Origin of the sequence: Micromonospora sp. WMMD956 (assembly GCF_029626125.1) — a bacterium.
Lineage (GTDB): Bacteria > Actinomycetota > Actinomycetes > Mycobacteriales > Micromonosporaceae > Micromonospora > Micromonospora carbonacea.
Genome location: NZ_JARUBI010000005.1, coordinates 691,744 through 707,475 on the forward strand (window position 1 = coordinate 691,744; position 15,732 = coordinate 707,475).

16 protein-coding genes are annotated in these 15,732 nt (G+C 73.9%); 5 read left to right on the forward strand and 11 right to left on the reverse strand.

Annotated features, from left to right (window positions below; translation table 11 throughout):
- Positions 1 to 101: 101 nt before the first annotated feature.
- Positions 102 to 494, reverse strand: a complete 393-nt coding sequence (locus O7628_RS03230; RefSeq protein ID WP_278128228.1) for an Rv2175c family DNA-binding protein — start codon at positions 492 to 494, stop codon at positions 102 to 104.
- Positions 495 to 671: 177 nt separating this feature from the next.
- Here O7628_RS03230 and pknB point away from each other — a divergent pair, with 177 nt between their 5' ends.
- Both pknB and O7628_RS03240 read left to right on the forward strand, forming a co-directional pair.
- The gene (gene pknB, locus O7628_RS03235) at positions 672 to 2,657 is read left to right on the forward strand and encodes a Stk1 family PASTA domain-containing Ser/Thr kinase (RefSeq protein ID WP_278128230.1); all 1,986 of its coding nucleotides are present in this window, start codon (positions 672 to 674) and stop codon (positions 2,655 to 2,657) included.
- A complete protein-coding gene (locus O7628_RS03240; RefSeq protein WP_278128232.1) occupies positions 2,654 to 3,523 on the forward strand; it encodes a deoxyribonuclease IV in 870 nt (289 codons plus the stop codon). The genes pknB and O7628_RS03240 overlap by 4 nt, the downstream gene beginning before the upstream one ends.
- 32 nt (positions 3,524 to 3,555) lie before the next feature.
- Here O7628_RS03240 and O7628_RS03245 read toward each other — a convergent pair whose 3' ends face one another.
- From O7628_RS03245 to O7628_RS03260, 4 genes are all read right to left on the reverse strand, one after another.
- A complete protein-coding gene (locus O7628_RS03245; protein ID WP_278128233.1) occupies positions 3,556 to 4,602 on the reverse strand; it encodes a GntG family PLP-dependent aldolase in 1,047 nt (348 codons plus the stop codon).
- A complete protein-coding gene (locus O7628_RS03250) occupies positions 4,595 to 6,001 on the reverse strand; it encodes a 3-deoxy-7-phosphoheptulonate synthase class II (protein WP_074474852.1) in 1,407 nt (468 codons plus the stop codon). Before O7628_RS03250 ends, O7628_RS03245 begins: the two co-directional genes overlap by 8 nt.
- A 90-nt stretch (positions 6,002 to 6,091) precedes the next feature.
- Entirely contained in the window at positions 6,092 to 6,577 is a 486-nt protein-coding gene (locus tag O7628_RS03255) for a hypothetical protein (RefSeq protein WP_278128234.1), read from the reverse strand.
- Positions 6,578 to 6,779: 202 nt separating this feature from the next.
- Positions 6,780 to 8,402, reverse strand: coding sequence for a glycosyl hydrolase family 18 protein (locus tag O7628_RS03260; RefSeq protein WP_178065877.1), 1,623 nt, complete (start codon positions 8,400 to 8,402; stop codon positions 6,780 to 6,782).
- 161 nt (positions 8,403 to 8,563) lie between these two features.
- Here O7628_RS03260 and O7628_RS03265 point away from each other — a divergent pair, with 161 nt between their 5' ends.
- Positions 8,564 to 9,052, forward strand: coding sequence for a glutathione peroxidase (locus O7628_RS03265; protein ID WP_278128235.1), 489 nt, complete (start codon positions 8,564 to 8,566; stop codon positions 9,050 to 9,052).
- A gap of 67 nt (positions 9,053 to 9,119) precedes the next feature.
- Here the strand turns inward: O7628_RS03265 and O7628_RS03270 are convergent, their stop codons facing one another.
- Positions 9,120 to 9,923, reverse strand: coding sequence for an SGNH/GDSL hydrolase family protein (locus tag O7628_RS03270; RefSeq protein WP_278128237.1), 804 nt, complete (start codon positions 9,921 to 9,923; stop codon positions 9,120 to 9,122).
- 224 nt (positions 9,924 to 10,147) lie between these two features.
- On the opposite strand from O7628_RS03270, the gene O7628_RS03275 reads away from it, so the two are divergent.
- Positions 10,148 to 10,981, forward strand: a complete 834-nt coding sequence (locus O7628_RS03275) for an exonuclease domain-containing protein (RefSeq protein WP_278128239.1) — start codon at positions 10,148 to 10,150, stop codon at positions 10,979 to 10,981.
- A gap of 110 nt (positions 10,982 to 11,091) precedes the next feature.
- Positions 11,092 to 12,039: a threonine/serine dehydratase gene (locus O7628_RS03280; RefSeq protein WP_074474846.1), complete on the forward strand. Its 948-nt coding sequence runs from the start codon at positions 11,092 to 11,094 to the stop codon at positions 12,037 to 12,039.
- A gap of 7 nt (positions 12,040 to 12,046) precedes the next feature.
- Here O7628_RS03280 and O7628_RS03285 read toward each other — a convergent pair whose 3' ends face one another.
- The 5 genes from O7628_RS03285 to O7628_RS03305 form a co-directional block, all read right to left on the reverse strand.
- Entirely contained in the window at positions 12,047 to 12,397 is a 351-nt protein-coding gene (locus tag O7628_RS03285; protein ID WP_074474845.1) for a DUF2203 domain-containing protein, read from the reverse strand.
- 227 nt (positions 12,398 to 12,624) lie between these two features.
- Positions 12,625 to 13,611 carry a nucleotidyl transferase AbiEii/AbiGii toxin family protein gene (locus tag O7628_RS03290; RefSeq protein ID WP_278128240.1) on the reverse strand — a complete coding sequence of 329 codons (987 nt, stop codon included), beginning with the start codon at positions 13,609 to 13,611 and terminating at the stop codon, positions 12,625 to 12,627.
- Positions 13,608 to 14,177, reverse strand: a complete 570-nt coding sequence (locus O7628_RS03295) for a type IV toxin-antitoxin system AbiEi family antitoxin domain-containing protein (RefSeq protein WP_043967222.1) — start codon at positions 14,175 to 14,177, stop codon at positions 13,608 to 13,610. The genes O7628_RS03290 and O7628_RS03295 overlap by 4 nt, the downstream gene beginning before the upstream one ends.
- An 87-nt stretch (positions 14,178 to 14,264) precedes the next feature.
- Positions 14,265 to 15,350, reverse strand: a complete 1,086-nt coding sequence (locus O7628_RS03300) for an oxidoreductase (protein WP_278128243.1) — start codon at positions 15,348 to 15,350, stop codon at positions 14,265 to 14,267.
- On the reverse strand, positions 15,347 to 15,700 hold the full coding sequence (locus O7628_RS03305) for a hypothetical protein (protein ID WP_091278453.1): 354 nt from the start codon (positions 15,698 to 15,700) through the stop codon (positions 15,347 to 15,349). Before O7628_RS03305 ends, O7628_RS03300 begins: the two co-directional genes overlap by 4 nt.
- Positions 15,701 to 15,732 lie beyond the last annotated feature (32 nt).

The window sequence follows — 15,732 nt, forward strand, 5'->3', positions numbered from 1 at the left end:
ACCGGCCGACCGCCCTGGTCCGCCCCGCCGGCCGACCAAGCCGGCCCGCCGGGCGGACCGGCCGGTGTCCGGCCGGGTGCGGAGGTCGACCGGGAGGGCCGTCAGAAGCCGAGGGCCTGGGCGCGGCGCTTGACCTCGCGGGCGTGGTCGCCGCCGAGGGTGGCCGCCGGGGTGCCGCCGGAGAGCGTGTCGTCGGGCTCGTAGAGCCAGCGCAGCGCCGCCTCGTCGTCGTAGCCGGCGTCGGCGAGCAGGGTGAGCACGCCGGGCAGGTGCTTGAGCACGGTGCGGTTGGCCACCAGGTCGGCGGGCACCCGGCGCACGCCGTCGCGGCGCACGGCGAGCAGCTCGCGGTCCCGGATCATCTGGTGCACCTTGCTGATCGACAGGTCGAGGCGCTCGGCGACGTCCGGCAGGGCCAGCCAGGCGGCCGGGTCGGTCGGGCCGGCAGGGCCGGCGTCGGAGGCGGCCTGGCCGGAGGGTGCGGAGTCGGTCACCCGATCACCCTGCCACGCCCCCGCCCGGGAGGCGCGCGGCACCCCCCTCGGCCCGCAGGCGAGCAGGTCGGCGGGGGCGCCGGGGCCGGTCCACGCGCGCGGCGTGGTGGGACCCCCGCCATCCGGCTGTAGCATCCGGTGCAACCTCCACCCTCCGGAGACATAGACTGCCTGCCGATGGACACACAGGTCGCCGACACGTTGCTGGGCTCGCTGCTCGACGGGCGCTACCGCATTCGCGGTCGCGTGGCCCGTGGCGGCATGGCGACCGTGTACACCGCCACCGACGAGCGCCTGGAGCGCACCGTCGCCGTCAAGATCATCCACCCGACCCAGGCCCCCGACGCGCGGACCCGGATGGCCGGGTTCCTGGCGCGCTTCACCGACGAGGCGAAGACCATCGCCCGGCTGACCCACCCGAACGTGGTCGCGGTCTACGACCAGGGCACCCACGCCGGCCTGCCGTACCTGGTCATGGAGTACGTGCGGGGCCGGACCCTGCGCGACGTGCTCGCCGAGCGCCGCCGGCTCAACCCCGACGAGGCGCTGGCGATCATGGAGCAGATGCTCGCCGCGATCGCCGCCGCGCACCGCGCCGGCCTGGTCCACCGCGACGTCAAGCCGGAGAACGTGCTGGTCGCCGAGGCGCCCACCGGCGGCGTGGCGAACCTCGTCGACAGCGTCGTCAAGGTCGCCGACTTCGGGCTGGCCCGGGCCGTGGAGGCCAGCTCCGAGGAGGAGCCGGGCAACCAGCTCATGGCCACCGTGGCGTACGTCGCCCCGGAGCTGGTCACCGACGGCCGCTCCGACACCCGCACCGACGTCTACTCGGCCGGCATCGTGCTGTTCGAGATGCTCACCGGCCGGGTCCCCTACGACGGCGACCGCCCGGTGGACGTCGCCTGGCAGCACGTCGACCGGGACGTGCCCGCCCCGTCCACGCTGGTGCCCGGCCTGCCCCGGGCGCTCGACGACCTGGTCGCCCGGGCCACCCGCCGCGACCCGGGCGCGCGCCCCACCGACGCCGGCGCCCTGCTGGCCGAGGTCCAGGTGGCCCGCGACGACCTGGGCGACGCCAACACGCACACCGCCGTGCTGCGCCCGGTGGCCGACGAGACCAGCGCCATGGCGCAGCCGACCATGGCGGTCGCGGCGGTCCGACCGGCGCAGCGGCCCGCCTGGGCCCGGCTGCCCGAGCCCGAACCGCAGCGCCCGCACCGGCGGCGGGCCACCCCCGAGCCCGAGGGGCCGATGGCGGGGCTCGCCGCGCTGCGTACCCGGATCATGGGCGACCCGCGCGGCCGCAAGGGCGTCCTCGCGGCCCTGGTGGTCCTCGGCCTGGTCGTCGCGGTCACCGGCTGGTGGTTCGGGATGGGCCGCTACACGGTGGCCCCGGAGCTGGTCGGCCTCACCAAGGCCGAGGCGGAGGGGCAGGCCGGCCGGGGCGGGTTCGTGCTGCGCTACGCCGAGCCCCGCTACGACGAGCAGGTCCCCCGCGACGCCGTGCTGACGCAGGAGCCGGCCTCGGCGGCCCGGATCGTCAAGGGCGGCACGATCACCCTCACCCTGTCCCGGGGCCCGGAGCGGCTGCCGGTGCCCGACGTGGTCGGCAAGGACTTCGACCTGGCCAAGGACGACCTGACCAACGCCGAACTGGTGGTGGTCAAGGGCGGCTCCCGCTACGACGACACCCTGCCCGAGGGCGTCGTGGTGGCCACCGACCCGAAGGTCGGCACCGAGGTCAAGCCCGGCGCGAAGGTCACCGTCACCCTCAGCAAGGGCAAGGCGCCGATCTCGGTGCCCAACCTGGTCGGCAAGAACCTCGCCGAGGCCCGCACCGCCCTGGCCCAGCTCGGCCTGGTGCCGGTGGAGACCTACAAGAAGTCGGACAAGCCGCGCGACGAGATCCTCGGGCAGAGCCCCGCCAGCGGCACCGGCGTGGAGAAGGGCGCCCAGGTCAAGCTCGACGTCAGCGAGGGCCCGCCGCAGGTCGTCGTGCCCCGGGTGGTCGACCTGCCCTGCCAGCAGGCCAAGCAGCAACTGGAGGGCCAGGGCCACCCGGTGACCGTGCAGTTCAACCCCAACGGCACCGTCCGGTACCAGAACCCGGGAGAGAACTCGCAGGTGCCGCCCGGCACCCCCGTCACGATCGGGTGCCTGTGAGCACGCCCGCGCCCCGCCGCCCGGTCGGCTCGCACACCCCCACCTCGGGCGGGCTGGCCAAGGCCGCCCTGCCGTACGTCGACGCCGCCGGCTCCGAGGTCGTCCAGGTCTACGTGTCCAACTCCCGGGGCTGGGCGCTGCCGGCGGGCGACCCGGCCCAGGACGCGCTGTTCCGCGACGGCTGCGCCGCGCGCGGGGTGCCCGTGTTCATCCACGCGTCCCTGCTGGTGAACCTGGGCTCACCCACCCCGGCCACGGTCGAGCGCTCCGCGCAGACCCTGGCCCACGCGCTGCGCCGGGGGCGGGCGATCGGCGCTCAGGGGGTGGTCTTCCACGCCGGCAGCGCCGTCGACGCCGGCCACGCCGACGCGGCCATGCGCCAGGTGCGCGAGGCGCTGCTGCCGCTGCTCGACGAGGCCACGGCCGCGGGCGGGCCGCTGCTGCTGGTGGAGCCCAGCGCGGGCGGCGGCCGGTCCCTGGCCTCCCGGGTGGAGCACCTCGGCCCCTACCTCGACGCGGTCGACCGGCACCCCGGCCTGGGCGTCTGCTTCGACACCTGCCACGCCTGGGCCGCCGGGCACGACCTGGCCGCCGAGGGCGGCATGACGGCCTGCCTCGACACGCTGGTGGCCACGGTCGGGCCCGACCGGCTGCGGCTGGTGCACGCCAACGACTCGAAGGACCTGTGCGGCTCGACCCGGGACCGGCACGAGAACATCGGCAAGGGCAGCATCGGCGAGCCGGCGTTCGCCGAGCTGATGGCCCACCCCGCCACGGCGGGCCTCCCGATCGTGGTGGAGACCCCGACGGAGAAGCACGAGGGCCACGCCGCCGACATCGCCACCCTGAACCGCCTACACCCCTGACCCCCGCTGCCCCGCCCCGGAGGCGGGCCGGGTCAGCGGCGGAGGATCGAGGTCAGGACGGTGGCGGCGCGGTCGACCGCGGCGTCGTCGACGTCGAGGTGGGTGACCAGGCGGGCGAGGCGCGGGCCGAGCACCGAGATCAGCACCCCCTCGGCGCGGGCCGCGGCGGCCAGGCCCCGCGCGTCCAGCTCGGTCTTCGTCAGGTCGAGCGGGACCAGGTTCGTGCGCACCGGCGAGGCGAGCACCCCGAACGGGGCGAGCGCCTCCGCCAGGCGGGCCGCCCTCGCGTGGTCGTCGGCGAGCCGGTCGACGTGGTGCGCGAGAGCGTACCGGCCGGCGGCGGCGAGCACCCCGGCCTGGCGCATCCCGCCGCCCATCCGCTTGCGGATCGTCCGTGCCCGCCCGATCCGCTCCGCGCTGCCCACCACCAGCGAGCCGACCGGCGCGCCGAGGCCCTTCGACAGGCAGACGGACAGGGTGTCGAACAGCGCGCCGTACTCCGCCAGGGGCACCCGGTCGGCCACGTGCGCGTGCCAGATCCGGGCCCCGTCGCAGTGCAGGGCGAGCCCGTCGGCGTCGGCGACCCGGCGCAGCTCGCGCAGCGTGGCCAGGGGGATCACCCCGCCGCCGCCCCGGTTGTGGGTCTGCTCGACGGCGATCGCCCGGGTCGGGACCGCGAAGTAGCCGTCCGGCCGGACCATCCCGGCGACCACGCCGGGGTCGAGGTCCGCGCCGGCCGCCGGCCACGTCCGCGACGAGATCCCGCCGTACGCCGCCGCCGCGCCGATCTCGTACGTCACCACGTGCGCGTCGGCGTCGCAGAGCAGCTCGTCGCCGGGCGGCACCACCAGTTGCAGGGCGATCTGGTTGGCCATCGACCCGGTCGGGGCGAACAGCGCCGCCTCGTGCCCGAACAGCGCGGCGACCTCGGCTTCGAGGGCGTTGACCGTGGGATCCTCGCCGTAGACGTCGTCGCCGACCTCGGCGGCGGCCATCGCCTCCCGCATCCCGGCGGTGGGCCGGGTCACGGTGTCCGACCGCAGGTCGACGACCAGCCGATCACCCACGGCGTCAGCCACGGAGCATCTCCGCCACGAGGAACGCCAGCTCCAGCGACTGCTGGGTGTTCAGCCGGGGGTCGCAGGCCGTTTCGTAGCGGTCGGGCAGGTCCAGGTCCTCGATGCCCTGCGCGCCGCCGAGGCACTCGGTGACGTCCTCGCCGGTCAGCTCGACGTGCAGGCCACCCGGGTGGGTCTCCAGCCCCCGGTGCACCTCGAAGTAGCCGAGCACCTCGTCGACGATGCGGTCGAAGTGCCGCGTCTTGTAGCCGTTGGAGGACTCGTGGGTGTTGCCGTGCATCGGGTCGCACTGCCAGACCACCTTGGCGCCGGCGGCGGTGACCTTCGCCACGATCGGCGGCAGGGTGTCCCGGACCTTGTGGTTGCCCATCCGGCTGATCAGCGTGAGCCGGCCGGGGACGTTCTCCGGGTTGAGCTTCTCGCAGAGCTCGATCGCCTCGTCGGGGGTGGTGGTCGGGCCGAGCTTCACGCCGATCGGGTTGGCGATGCGGGAGATGAAGTCGATGTGCGCCCCGTCGATCTGCCGGGTGCGCTCGCCGATCCACAGGAAGTGCCCGGACAGCCCGTACGCCCGGGTGCCGGAGACCCGGGTGAGCGCCCGGTCGTACTCCAGGGCCAGGGCCTCGTGGGAGCAGTAGAGGGTGACCGTGCGCAGCGCGTCGTCCTCGGTCATCCCGCAGGCCCGGATGAACGCGATGGCCCGGTCGATCTCCCGGGCGATCGCCTCGTAGCGCTCGCCGGCCGGGGAGTTCTTGACGAAGCCCTTGTTCCAGTCGTGCACCGCGTGCAGGTCGGCCAGCCCACCCGCCAGGTACGCCCGGAGCATGTTCATGGCGGCGGCCGAGTTCGCGTACGCCCGGATCATGCGCTGCGGGTCGGCGACCCGGGCCTCCGGCGTGGCCTCCAGCGAGTTGATCAGGTCACCGCGGTAGGCCGGCAGCCCGCGGGCGTCGGTCGGCAGCGACCGGGGTTTGGTGTACTGCCCCGCGACCCGGGCGACCTTGACCACCGGCAGGGACGCGCCGTAGGTGAGCACGATCGCCATCTGGAGCAGGGTGCGGGCGTTGGCGAGCAGGTGGCTCTCGGTGTTGTCGGCGAAGGTCTCGGCGCAGTCGCCGCCCTGGAGCAGGAACGCCTTGCCCTCGCAGACCAGGGCGAGCTTGCGCCGCAACTGGTCGACCTCGTACGGCGCGACGACCGACGGCACGGTGTCGAGGACCTTGCAGACCTCGGCGACCTGGGCCTGGTCGGGCCACGGCGGGACCTGCGCGCGGGGCAGCTCCCGCCAGCGGTCGAGGCCGAGGGCGGCGTCCTCGGCGGAGTCGACGGTCGGGCGGCTGGTCTGCAGGCCGGGGCTGCCCACGGCGGGATGGCTCAGCTGATGCCACTCATGGCGCATGACGGAAAGCGTACGGCGACCGCCCGGCCCCCGACGGGCGAGGGGGACGGTTTCCGGCAGTTGGAAGATCACCGCCGACCCGGGGCGTGGTCAGGGGGTGACCGACGGCTCCGGGGTGTTCCCGCCCGGCGCCTCGCCCGCCACGCACCAGTCGGCGCCGCTGCGGGTGACGGTGAACAGCAGCGGCCGGGTGGCCTCGCGGGAGCCGGCGGTCACGGTGATCTCCGTGCTGACCTCCTGCCCGCTCGCGCCCGGACGGACGTCGGTGATCGTCGCCCCGGTCACGGTGAAGTGGTCGGCGAAGTCGCCGTTCGGGCCGGTCGCGGCGGCGTCGAAGGCCTCCTGGGAGGGGGCGCACAGCTGGCCGCGCCCGGCGGCCACGTCCTTGGCGATCATCGCGTCGAGGTACGCCTGGACCCGCTCCCGGGACTTCGCGGCGGCCTCCTCGGCGGGCGCCCGGCCGGGCTGCTGGGTCGCTCCCCCGCTCTCGCCGCAGCCGAGCAGGGCGAACGGGAGGGCCGCGAGTGTCGCGACCAGCGCCGCCCTGCCGGCCACCCTGGTGTTCGTCACGCCCATCCGTCCCTCCCTCTCGGCCCCGGCACCGGGGACGCCGCCGATGGGCGAGTCTGACACATCACCCCCGCGCCACGCCCACGCCGGGCCGCGCCCCCGCGCGCCGAGGCCCGGGAACCGCCGCGCGTGCGGTTCCCGGGCCTCGGGGGTGTTTGCAGGGGACCCTTGCTATGCAGAATGCGTTAACAGGGGGCCCTTCCTTGCATCAGCCGAGGCCGCCGCGGATCGCGCCGATCAGCTCGCCGTTGGTGGTGTCGCCGGACAGCTCCCAGAAGAACGCGCCGCCGAGGCCCTGGTTCTTCGCGTACGTCATCTTTCCGCCGATGGTCGACGGGGTGTCGTAGCTCCACCAGTTGCTGCCGCACTTGGCGTACGCGGTGCCACCGACGGTGCCCGTGGCCGGGCAGGTGTTCTTGAGCACCTTGTAGTCCTCGATGCCGGCCTCGTAGGTGCCCGGCGCCGCCCCGGTGGCGGAGCCGCCCGGCGCGGACTGGGTGACCCCGGTCCAGCCCCGGCCGTAGAAGCCGATGCCGAGCAGCAGCTTGTCGGCCGGGATCCCCTTGCCCTTGAGCTTCTGGATCGCGGCGTCGGAGTTGAAGCCCGCCTGCGGGATGCCGGTGTAGGAGTAGAGCGGGGAGTGCGGGGCGGTGGGGCCCTGCGCGTTGAAGGCGCCGAAGTAGTCGTACGTCATCGGCATGAGCCAGTTGAGGTTGCCGATCGCCCCGGCGTAGTCGGTGGCGTCGATCTTGCCGCCGTTGCTGCCGTCGGCGGTGATGGCGGCGGTGACCAGGGCCGAGGAGCCGAACTTCGACCGCAGCGCGGAGATCACGTTCTTGAACGCGTTCGGGCCGCTGGAGTCGCAGGTGAGGCCGCAGGCGTTCGGGTACTCCCAGTCGACGTCGATGCCGTCGAAGACGTCGGCCCAGCGCGGGTCCTCGACCAGGTTGTAGCAGCTCTCGGCGAAGGCGGCCGGGTTCTGCGCGGCCTGGGTGAAGCCGCCCGACCAGGTCCAGCCGCCGAAGGACCAGATGACCTTGAGGTGCGGGTACATCTTCTTCAGCTTGCGGAGCTGGTTGAAGCTGCCGCGCAACGGCTGGTCCCAGGTGTCGGCGACGCCGTCGACGCTGTCGGCCGCCGTGTACGCCTTCTCGTAGTCCGCGTAGCTGTCGCCGATGGCGCAGCGCCCGCCGGTGGTGTTGCCGAAGGCGTACAGGATGTGGGTGAGCTTCGCGGCGGAGCCGCTGGTGTGGATGTTCTTGACGTGGTAGTTGCGGCCGTAGACGCCCCACTCGGCGAAGTAGCCGACGACCTTCTTGCCGCCGCCGGTGGGCGGGGTGGTGGTCGGCGGCGGGGTGGTGGGCGGCGCGGTCGTCGGGGGCGCGGTGGTGGGCGGGGCGGTCGTCGGCGGGGCGGTGGTGGGGGTGGTCCCCCCGCCGCACGGCGCGCCGTTGATGGTGCAGTTCAGCGGCGCCTTGTAGGCCCCGGTGCCGTTGTAGCCCCAGCTGAAGGTCGCCCCGGGGGCGAGCGGGCCGGCCCAGCTCTTCTTCACCGCGACCCAGTGGTTGCCGCTGCTCGTGACGTCGGCGTCCCAGGCGCTGCTGATGGTGGTGCCGGCGGGCAGGTCGAACTCGATGCGCCAGGTGCTGACGCTGGCGGCGGAACCGTTGGTGACGGTGACCCGGGTCTCATGGCCGGTTCCCCAGTCCTGCGCCTTGGCGAACGTGGCGGTCACACTGCCGGCGCCGAACGCCGAGGTCACCGGGACCACCGCGGCGGTCACCGCGACCACGGCACCGGCCCAGAGGGCCCGGCGGAGCGATCTCTTCATGTGGCGGCTCCCCAAACAGTTAGGAAACTTTCCAAAAGGATGGTGAGACGCTACTCACGCCGTCATCAGTTCGTCAAGATGCACATGCGTCGATAGTCGCGGGAATCCGGGCCGACGGCCGCCGCGACGCCGGCCGGGGATCACCTGGGTAGCCTCGCCCCATGACCGTCTTCGACACCGAGATCGACGCCCTCACCGGCGGCCCGGCCGACCTCGCCCGCTACCGGGGCAGGGCGCTGCTGGTGGTGAACGTGGCCTCCCGCTGCGGCCTCACCCCGCAGTACGCGGGCCTGCAGGCCCTGCACGCCGAGTACGCCGACCGGGGCCTGGTGGTGCTCGGCGTGCCGTGCAACCAGTTCGCCGGCCAGGAGCCCGGCACGCCCGCCGAGATCGGCGAGTTCTGCCAGGTCAACTACGGGGTCAGCTTCCCCATCACCGAGAAGGTCGACGTCAACGGCCCCGACCGGCACCCGCTCTACGCGGCGCTGGTGACCGCGGCGGACGGCGACGGGCACACCGGCGACGTGCGGTGGAACTTCGAGAAGTTCCTGGTGGCCCCGGACGGCACGGTGGCGGCCCGGTTCGCCCCGACCGTCGCGCCGGACTCCCCCGAGCTGCGCGCGGCGGTCGAGAAGGTCCTGCCGGCCTGAGCCGCGGACGCGGACGGGCCCGGGACGGCGGGAAAGCCGTCCCGGGCCCGCGCGAACACCGGTCGGGTCAGCCGGCGGCGGAGCGGAACACCGGGTAGTAGCCGCCGGACTGGCCGGCCGCCGTCGGGTGGTACGAGATGCCGATGCTGGCGAAGTTGAGCGCGTGCAGCCACTTCTCGCCGTAGCTGCACAGCTGGTGGCCGACGAAGACGGAGCGGACGTCGGCGAACGTGAAGCCGGCCGAGGCCGCGGCGCTGCGGGTGATGTCGTCGACCAGGTTGATGCCCTCGTTGATCTTCGCCCGCGAGTTCGCGCTCAGGCCGACGCAGACGGTGCCGAGCTGGTAGAAGACCGGGTAACCGACCACCACCACCCGCGCCGACGGGGCCTTGGACCGGATTCCGCTGTAGACCTTCGCGAGCTTGCCGGACAGCTCGGCGCGCGCCTTGTCCTCGGCGGCCTGCACGGCGGCGACGCACTGGCTCTCGCCGTCGAGCACGCAGGTGGTCATGATGTTGGCGAAGCCGACGTCGTTGCCGCCGATGGTGACGCTGACCAGCGTGGTGGTCGACGACAGCGCGGAGAGCTGGTTGTTGATCACGTCCGTGGTGGTCGCCCCGGAGCAGGCCACCGACTTGTACGACGCGGGCTTGACGTTGGCGTTGTAGAGCGCCGGGTACGCGTTGGTGCTGCGCTGGCAGCTTCCGCTCTCCGAGGTGTAGCTGCCGGCGCCGACGCCGGAGGCGTACGAGTCGCCGAGGGCGACGTAGCGGTCGCTGGGCGCGGCCTGGGCGGGGACGGCCAGCGTGAGCGTGGCGCCGATGGACGCCGCGAGACTCACGGCGAGGGTAACGAGACGGGATCTCCGCACGTCGCACTCCTGGGGGTGGGAAGTGGTGGTGTGAGATAGATATCACTGAATGCATGTCAAATGGAAGATCACCGATCCCCTAACAGGGGTGCCCGGTAGGGGTCACGCGACCGTCCACAAGAGGCGGAAATCCGCCCGTTCGTCGGCGTGTGCGGCAGGATGCCCGCCGGGCGCGTACCCGAAGATCGTCTCCTGTTCGTCGACACCCCACAGGAGACAACTCAATGATCAACAAGTACGCCGGGCGCTGCGCCACCTGCCACGCCAACGTGGAGGCCGGCGCCGGCCGGCGCGCCAGCGCCAACGGGGTCTGGAACACGTACCACGACGGGTGCGTGCCGGCCCGGGTCGCGCCGCCCGTCGGAGGCCACAGCGGCTGGCACGACCTGCCGGTCGTCGGCTTCGACCTGGAGGGCACGCTGCCCGATCCGACGCAGACCCGGATCGTCTCCGCGGCCCTGGTGCACAGCGACGGCACGACGCAGGAGTGGCTCGTCGACCCGGGCGTGCCGATCCCCGCCGACGCGACGGCCCGGCACCACATCACCGACGAGAAGGTGCGCGCCGACGGCCGCCCGGCCCGCGAGGCGCTCGCGGAGCTGGGCACGGCGGTGGCCAAGCTGATCGCCGACGCCACGCCGCTGGTGGCCTTCTGCGCCCCGTACGACGTGACCGCCCTGCACACCGAGCTGGCCCGGCACGGCCTGCCGGCCATCGACTGGGACCGGGCCGTCGTCATCGACCCGTCCGTGCTGCACCAGCAGGTCGAACCCCGGTGGTACGGCCGCCGGCAGCTCGGCGACCTGTGCCGGTACTACGAGGTCACGCTCGACAACGCCCACGACGCCGCCAGCGACGCGCGGGCCGCCGCCGACCTGGCCCGCTCGATCGCCGCCCGGCACGAGCCCATCGCCCGGATGCGGCCGGACGCGCTGCACCGGGCGCAGGTCGGCTGGCACGCCGAGCAGGCCCGGGGACTCCAGCTCTCCTTCGACCGGCGGGGCATCGACAGGACGGTCAGCACCGAGTGGCCCCTGGAGACGGCCCCGCGCGGCTGACCCCGACCGGGTGCGGCGGCTGACCCCGGGGGGCGCGGGGCGGCCCGGCCGGGCCCCGTGGTGGGTGCGAGGGCGCGAGGCGGTGTGACGTGGCGGCTAGGCTGCGCCGTGTGCAGTTGGTGAGCGCGGACGACATCACGGCGGCGCAGCGGCGGATCGGCGGGCGGGTCGTCCGCACCCCGCTGCTGGCCTGCACGCACATCGGCGACGAGTACGGCCTCGACCTGTGGGTCAAGGCGGAGAACCTGCAACACACCGGCAGCTTCAAGACGCGCGGGGTGCTCAACGCGCTGCTCGCGCTCACCGAACGCGCCGGTCGACCGGCCGGCCTGGCCGCCTTCTCGGCCGGCAACCACGCGATGGCCGTGGCGTACGCCGGCCAGGCGTACGCCCTGCCCACCGTGGTGTGCATGCCGCCGCACGCGGTGCCGACCAAGATCGAGGCGGTCCGCCGGTACGGCGGGGAGGTCGTGCTCACCGACGACCTGCTCGGCACCTGCGAGGCCATCGCGGCGGAACGCGGATACCACCTGCTGCCGCCGTTCGACGACCCGGACGTCATCGCCGGCCAGGCCACCATCGGCCGGGAGATCCTGGCCGACGGCCCGCCGCCGGGGCTGGTCCTGGTGCCGGTGGGCGGCGGCGGGCTGATCAGCGGGGTGGCCGCGGCGGTACGCGCGGCGGCGCCGGCGGCGCGGATCGTCGGGGTGGAGCCGGCCACCGCCAACGCCGTCGGGCACGCCCTGCGCACCGGGGGCGCGGCCCCGGCGACGCCGCCCCGGTCGATGGCCGACGGGCTGGCCGCCCCCTTCGCCGGCCGGCACACCCTGGCCCACATCCAGGCCCTCGTGGACGACGTGGTGGAGGTCGCCGAGGACGCGATCTGGGGCGCGTGGTGGGAGCTGCTGGACGCCACGAAGCTCCTGGTCGAGCCGTCCGCCGCCGTCACCTACGCGGCGCTGCGCACCGGCCTGGTCAGCGCCGCGTCGTGCACCCGGGTGGTGCTGGTGCTCAGCGGCGGCAACGTCTCACCGGCGGCGCTGGCCACCCTGCGCTGACTCTCTTTCACACGCGGCGGCGGCCGGCGAAGCCGCACTCGACGCGGTGGTACCAGCGCACGTCCGAGTCGCCCTCCAGCCAGCACCACAGCACCGGGCGGCCGGCCCGCTCGCCGGGGAAGTCCAGCAGCACCGGGGCGATGCTCTTGACCTGGATGTCGTGCTCGTGCAACTCGTCCACGACCCCGTGCAGCCGGGCCTCCAGGCCCTTGACCTCGGCGAGGCCGCCGAGCGGACTCAGCCCGCCGTCGGCGAGGTCGGCGCGCAGCTCGGCGAGGTCGGCACGGAGCCGGATCAACTCGTCGATGCGCGGTTGCAGGGTGGCCACGAGGTGACGCGCCTGAGCGAGGGTGAACACCGCGCCAGTATGGGGCACGGGTCACGTCTCGCGCAGGGGTGTCGGCCCCGGCCAACGCCCGCACCCCGCCCCACTGATTCTCACCGCGCCACGTTGCGCACCGCCTGGACAAGGACGGTCGCCCGGCTGCTCCACGGTCCGGGCGACAGTTGGTCGTCCCACTCCGGCCCGGCCGTCAGCAGACCATCCGCACCGGCAGGCGGCCAGGCTCCAAGGTTGGTGGGCGGTCACTCGTCCGGCTGGTCGTGCGAGAGCTGGCGACCACGCCGAATCGCTTCGTCGTAGGCACCCATGTCGATCGCGTCCGCCGTCAACTCGTCCAGTGCCTCACGGCGTGCTCTCGACCGCTTTTCCCCACCACCGGAAAGCGGGGTCAAGGCGGGATCAGCCAGCGCGAAGACCCGCTGCAACACCTCGTCGAAGCTCTGCGGCAACCGATCATCGAGGCGATGCTTACGTCGCCAGGCGGCCCACCGCCGCTGCGCGAGCGTCGCGTAGCCGTCGAGAGCCTGGCTCAGCGGCGCGAGCGTCACCTCGCGGTACTCGGCCACCCGTTGCACGGCTGCGGCCAGCTCGTCGCCATCGACGTCGTGCAGGCCGGAGAGCAGGTAGACGTCGGCGAAGTCGCGCCAACGGGTGTTTGCCGCGCCCCGCTGCAACGCTGTCACCAGCTTCTCCGCGTACACCATGGAGAGCGGATAGCCCGTCACCATGATCTCACCGTCGAGCAGGCGTGGCAGCTTGATCGGCTTTGGATCAGGCCAGATCGGGTCGCCGACGTTGACGTCGACATGGAAGGACAGGCGGGCAGCGGCGAGGTGGCCGCTGAGGCTGACCCGCACGCCGGTGTAGACGTCGTCGTCCCGGATGGTTTCCGCCGTTGCGCTCGCCGCATTGAGCGTCAGGCCGTCGTCGAGGTCCAGGGCGCTGATGCGACGGACGATACCGAGCACCTGTTCGGCGTCGTTCGAAATCCATCGGCCCTGGAGATCCACGTCCCGGGTCGGCCGGCGGGCGGCGTAGGCGGCCAGCAGCACGCCGCCCTTGAGGACCAGCTTGTCCGCGTACGGGGATCGGGCCAAGCGGGCGAGGAAGCCCTCCAGGGCATAGACCTGGTGCAGTTCATCGGTGGGGCGGCCAGTGCGGCGCGCGAGATTCTGAAGGTCGAGGTAGGCGCGACCGGCCGGGGTGGCTCGGGTCGGGCGCACGGTCACAGCAGGATCTCCAGAGCCTCTCGGAGTGGTCGTTCGGCCTGCGGGAAGTATCGAGCCATCGCCAGCAACTTCGCCGGTGCCGCGCCGTCGCGTCTCAGCCACCGACGCAAAGCCGGGTACGCCAGCTCCGGGCCCTCGCGGTGCCGGAGGCGAAGGGCATCGATGATGCTGCGCTCGGGCCCGTACAGGCCGATCGAGGTCTCCGGATCGAGTGGCAACTCCGCGCGGCCGACCTCGAAGGTGGCCGGGTCGAACGCGTGCCAGGCGACCGGGGCGGCCGTCGCCGGTCGATGTCGGCCGCGCGGCAGCGCGACATCGATGCGGGAGGGAATCTCGTCGGTGAGGCCGTGACGAGCCAGTGCGCTCGTCAGGCACAGGGTGGCAGGCGGAGCCCGGTGGGCAAGCTCGACGAGGTCGATGTCTGCGGCCTCGGCGTCGTGGCGTCGATAGAGCCCATGGCCCATGCGCTCTATCAGCCCTTGGTCCCGCAATCGGTAGAGCCGCCACCGTGTCAGGCCGGCTTCCAGGGCCTGCGAGTAGCTGAAGGTTACCGGCAACGAACGCATTGACGCTTCTTCAACCTCTCCCCCTCGCCTCACCGGAGAAACCCTACACACCCCTGCGGGACCTGTAAGGAATTCCTCCGGAATTCCTTAGGCTTCAGACCTCGTAAACGGACAAAACGGCAGGTGGATGCGCTCGGCCGGGACCCCGGCGGCGAGCAGCCGCAGCCGCGACCCGGCCAGCATCGGCGGCGGCCCGCACAGGTGGACCTCCTGCCCCGGCCGGTAGTGGTCCAGGGCCACGGTCAGCGCGTCGCCCCGCTCCCCCGCCCCGGCGAGCGGGTCGTGCGACAACGCCGGCACCAGGGTCAGCCAGTCGTGGGCGCGCTGGAGCTCGTCGAGGCTGACCGAGTCGTAGAGGTCGACGAAGGCGCGCGCGCCGACGACCAGGGTCACCCGCCGCCCTGCCGGCGCGGCGGCGACCTGCTCGACGAGGGAGCGCAGCGGCGCGAGCCCGGTGCCCCCGGCCACCAGCAGCAGGTCCGCCCGCGAGGCCGGGTCGAGGCCCAGCCCGACGTCGCGCGGCGGGCCGAGCCAGATCGGGTCGCCGGGGCGTACCGCGTGGACCAGGGCGCGGGAGACGGCCGCAACCGCCCGGACGTGCAGTTCCACGGTGCCGTCGGGGCGCGGCGCGTTGGCCGGGGAGTACCAGCGCCACCGGCCGGGCCAACGCTCGGTGCAGACCGGCACCGCCTGGCCGGGCCGGAAGGGCAGGCGTCGCCAGGGGCGTACGGTCAGGATCGCGACGCCGTCGGCGGGCCGGTCGTGGCCGACGACCTGCGCCGGCCACCACGCCGGGCCGCCGCCGGCCCGCTCGGCGGCGCGGGTCACCGCCGCCGACGCCCGCCGCGCGGCCTGCGCCCACGCCGCCGCCAGCTCGGGCGTGCCGGGCGCGTGCCGGGCGACGGTGGCGGCGAGCGCCGCCTCCACGGCATGCTGGTGCGGCAGCAGGCGGTGGCGGCGGTAGGCGTGGCCGAGCACGGCCAGCAGCGCCGCCCGCCCCGCCGGGTCGTCGCCGCCGGAGGCCAGCCGCCCCAGCGCCGCGAGGAACACGGGCGCCTCCTTCGCCGGCAGCCGCCCCGGGCAGCGCTCCTCGACCGCGCACCAGAAGTCGTCGGCCGCCGCGCGGGCGTACCGCAGCAGGGTGGACCACGACGCGGCCAGGGCGGCGGTCACGCGCCGGCCTCGTCGGCGAAGGCCCGCCGGGCCGCGTCCACCGCGCCGGCCGGCACGTCGAGCGCCCACAGCACCCCGGCCAGATAGTCGACCACGCGGCGGTGCTGCTCCTCGGTCAGGCCCAGGCCGCGCCACGCCCCGGCCGCCGGCCGCGCGATGTCGCCCGCCGGCCCGCCGAGCGCCACCGTGAGGGTCAGTGCCAGGTGCCCGGCGAGCCGGGCCCGATCAACCCCGATGAGGTACGGCGCCAGCTCGGCGTCCGCCGCCACCAGCCGCAGCCAGCGGGCCACCGCGTCGCGCACCCCCGCCGATCCGAGCGCTTCGACGGGGTACGGCCCGAGCCCGGTCACGCCCACCGCCAGGTGCCCGGCATCGTTGTCAT

Coding starts and splice junctions, on each gene's coding strand:
- pknB (WP_278128230.1), top strand. CDS start 672: ATGGACACACAGGTCGCCGACACGTTGCTGGGCTCGCTGCTCGACGGG.
- O7628_RS03250 (WP_074474852.1), bottom strand. CDS start 6,001: ATGCGCCATGAGTGGCATCAGCTGAGCCATCCCGCCGTGGGCAGCCCC.
- O7628_RS03255 (WP_278128234.1), bottom strand. CDS start 6,577: ATGGGCGTGACGAACACCAGGGTGGCCGGCAGGGCGGCGCTGGTCGCG.
- O7628_RS03260 (WP_178065877.1), bottom strand. CDS start 8,402: ATGAAGAGATCGCTCCGCCGGGCCCTCTGGGCCGGTGCCGTGGTCGCG.
- O7628_RS03265 (WP_278128235.1), top strand. CDS start 8,564: ATGACCGTCTTCGACACCGAGATCGACGCCCTCACCGGCGGCCCGGCC.
- O7628_RS03275 (WP_278128239.1), top strand. CDS start 10,148: ATGATCAACAAGTACGCCGGGCGCTGCGCCACCTGCCACGCCAACGTG.
- O7628_RS03295 (WP_043967222.1), bottom strand. CDS start 14,177: ATGCGTTCGTTGCCGGTAACCTTCAGCTACTCGCAGGCCCTGGAAGCC.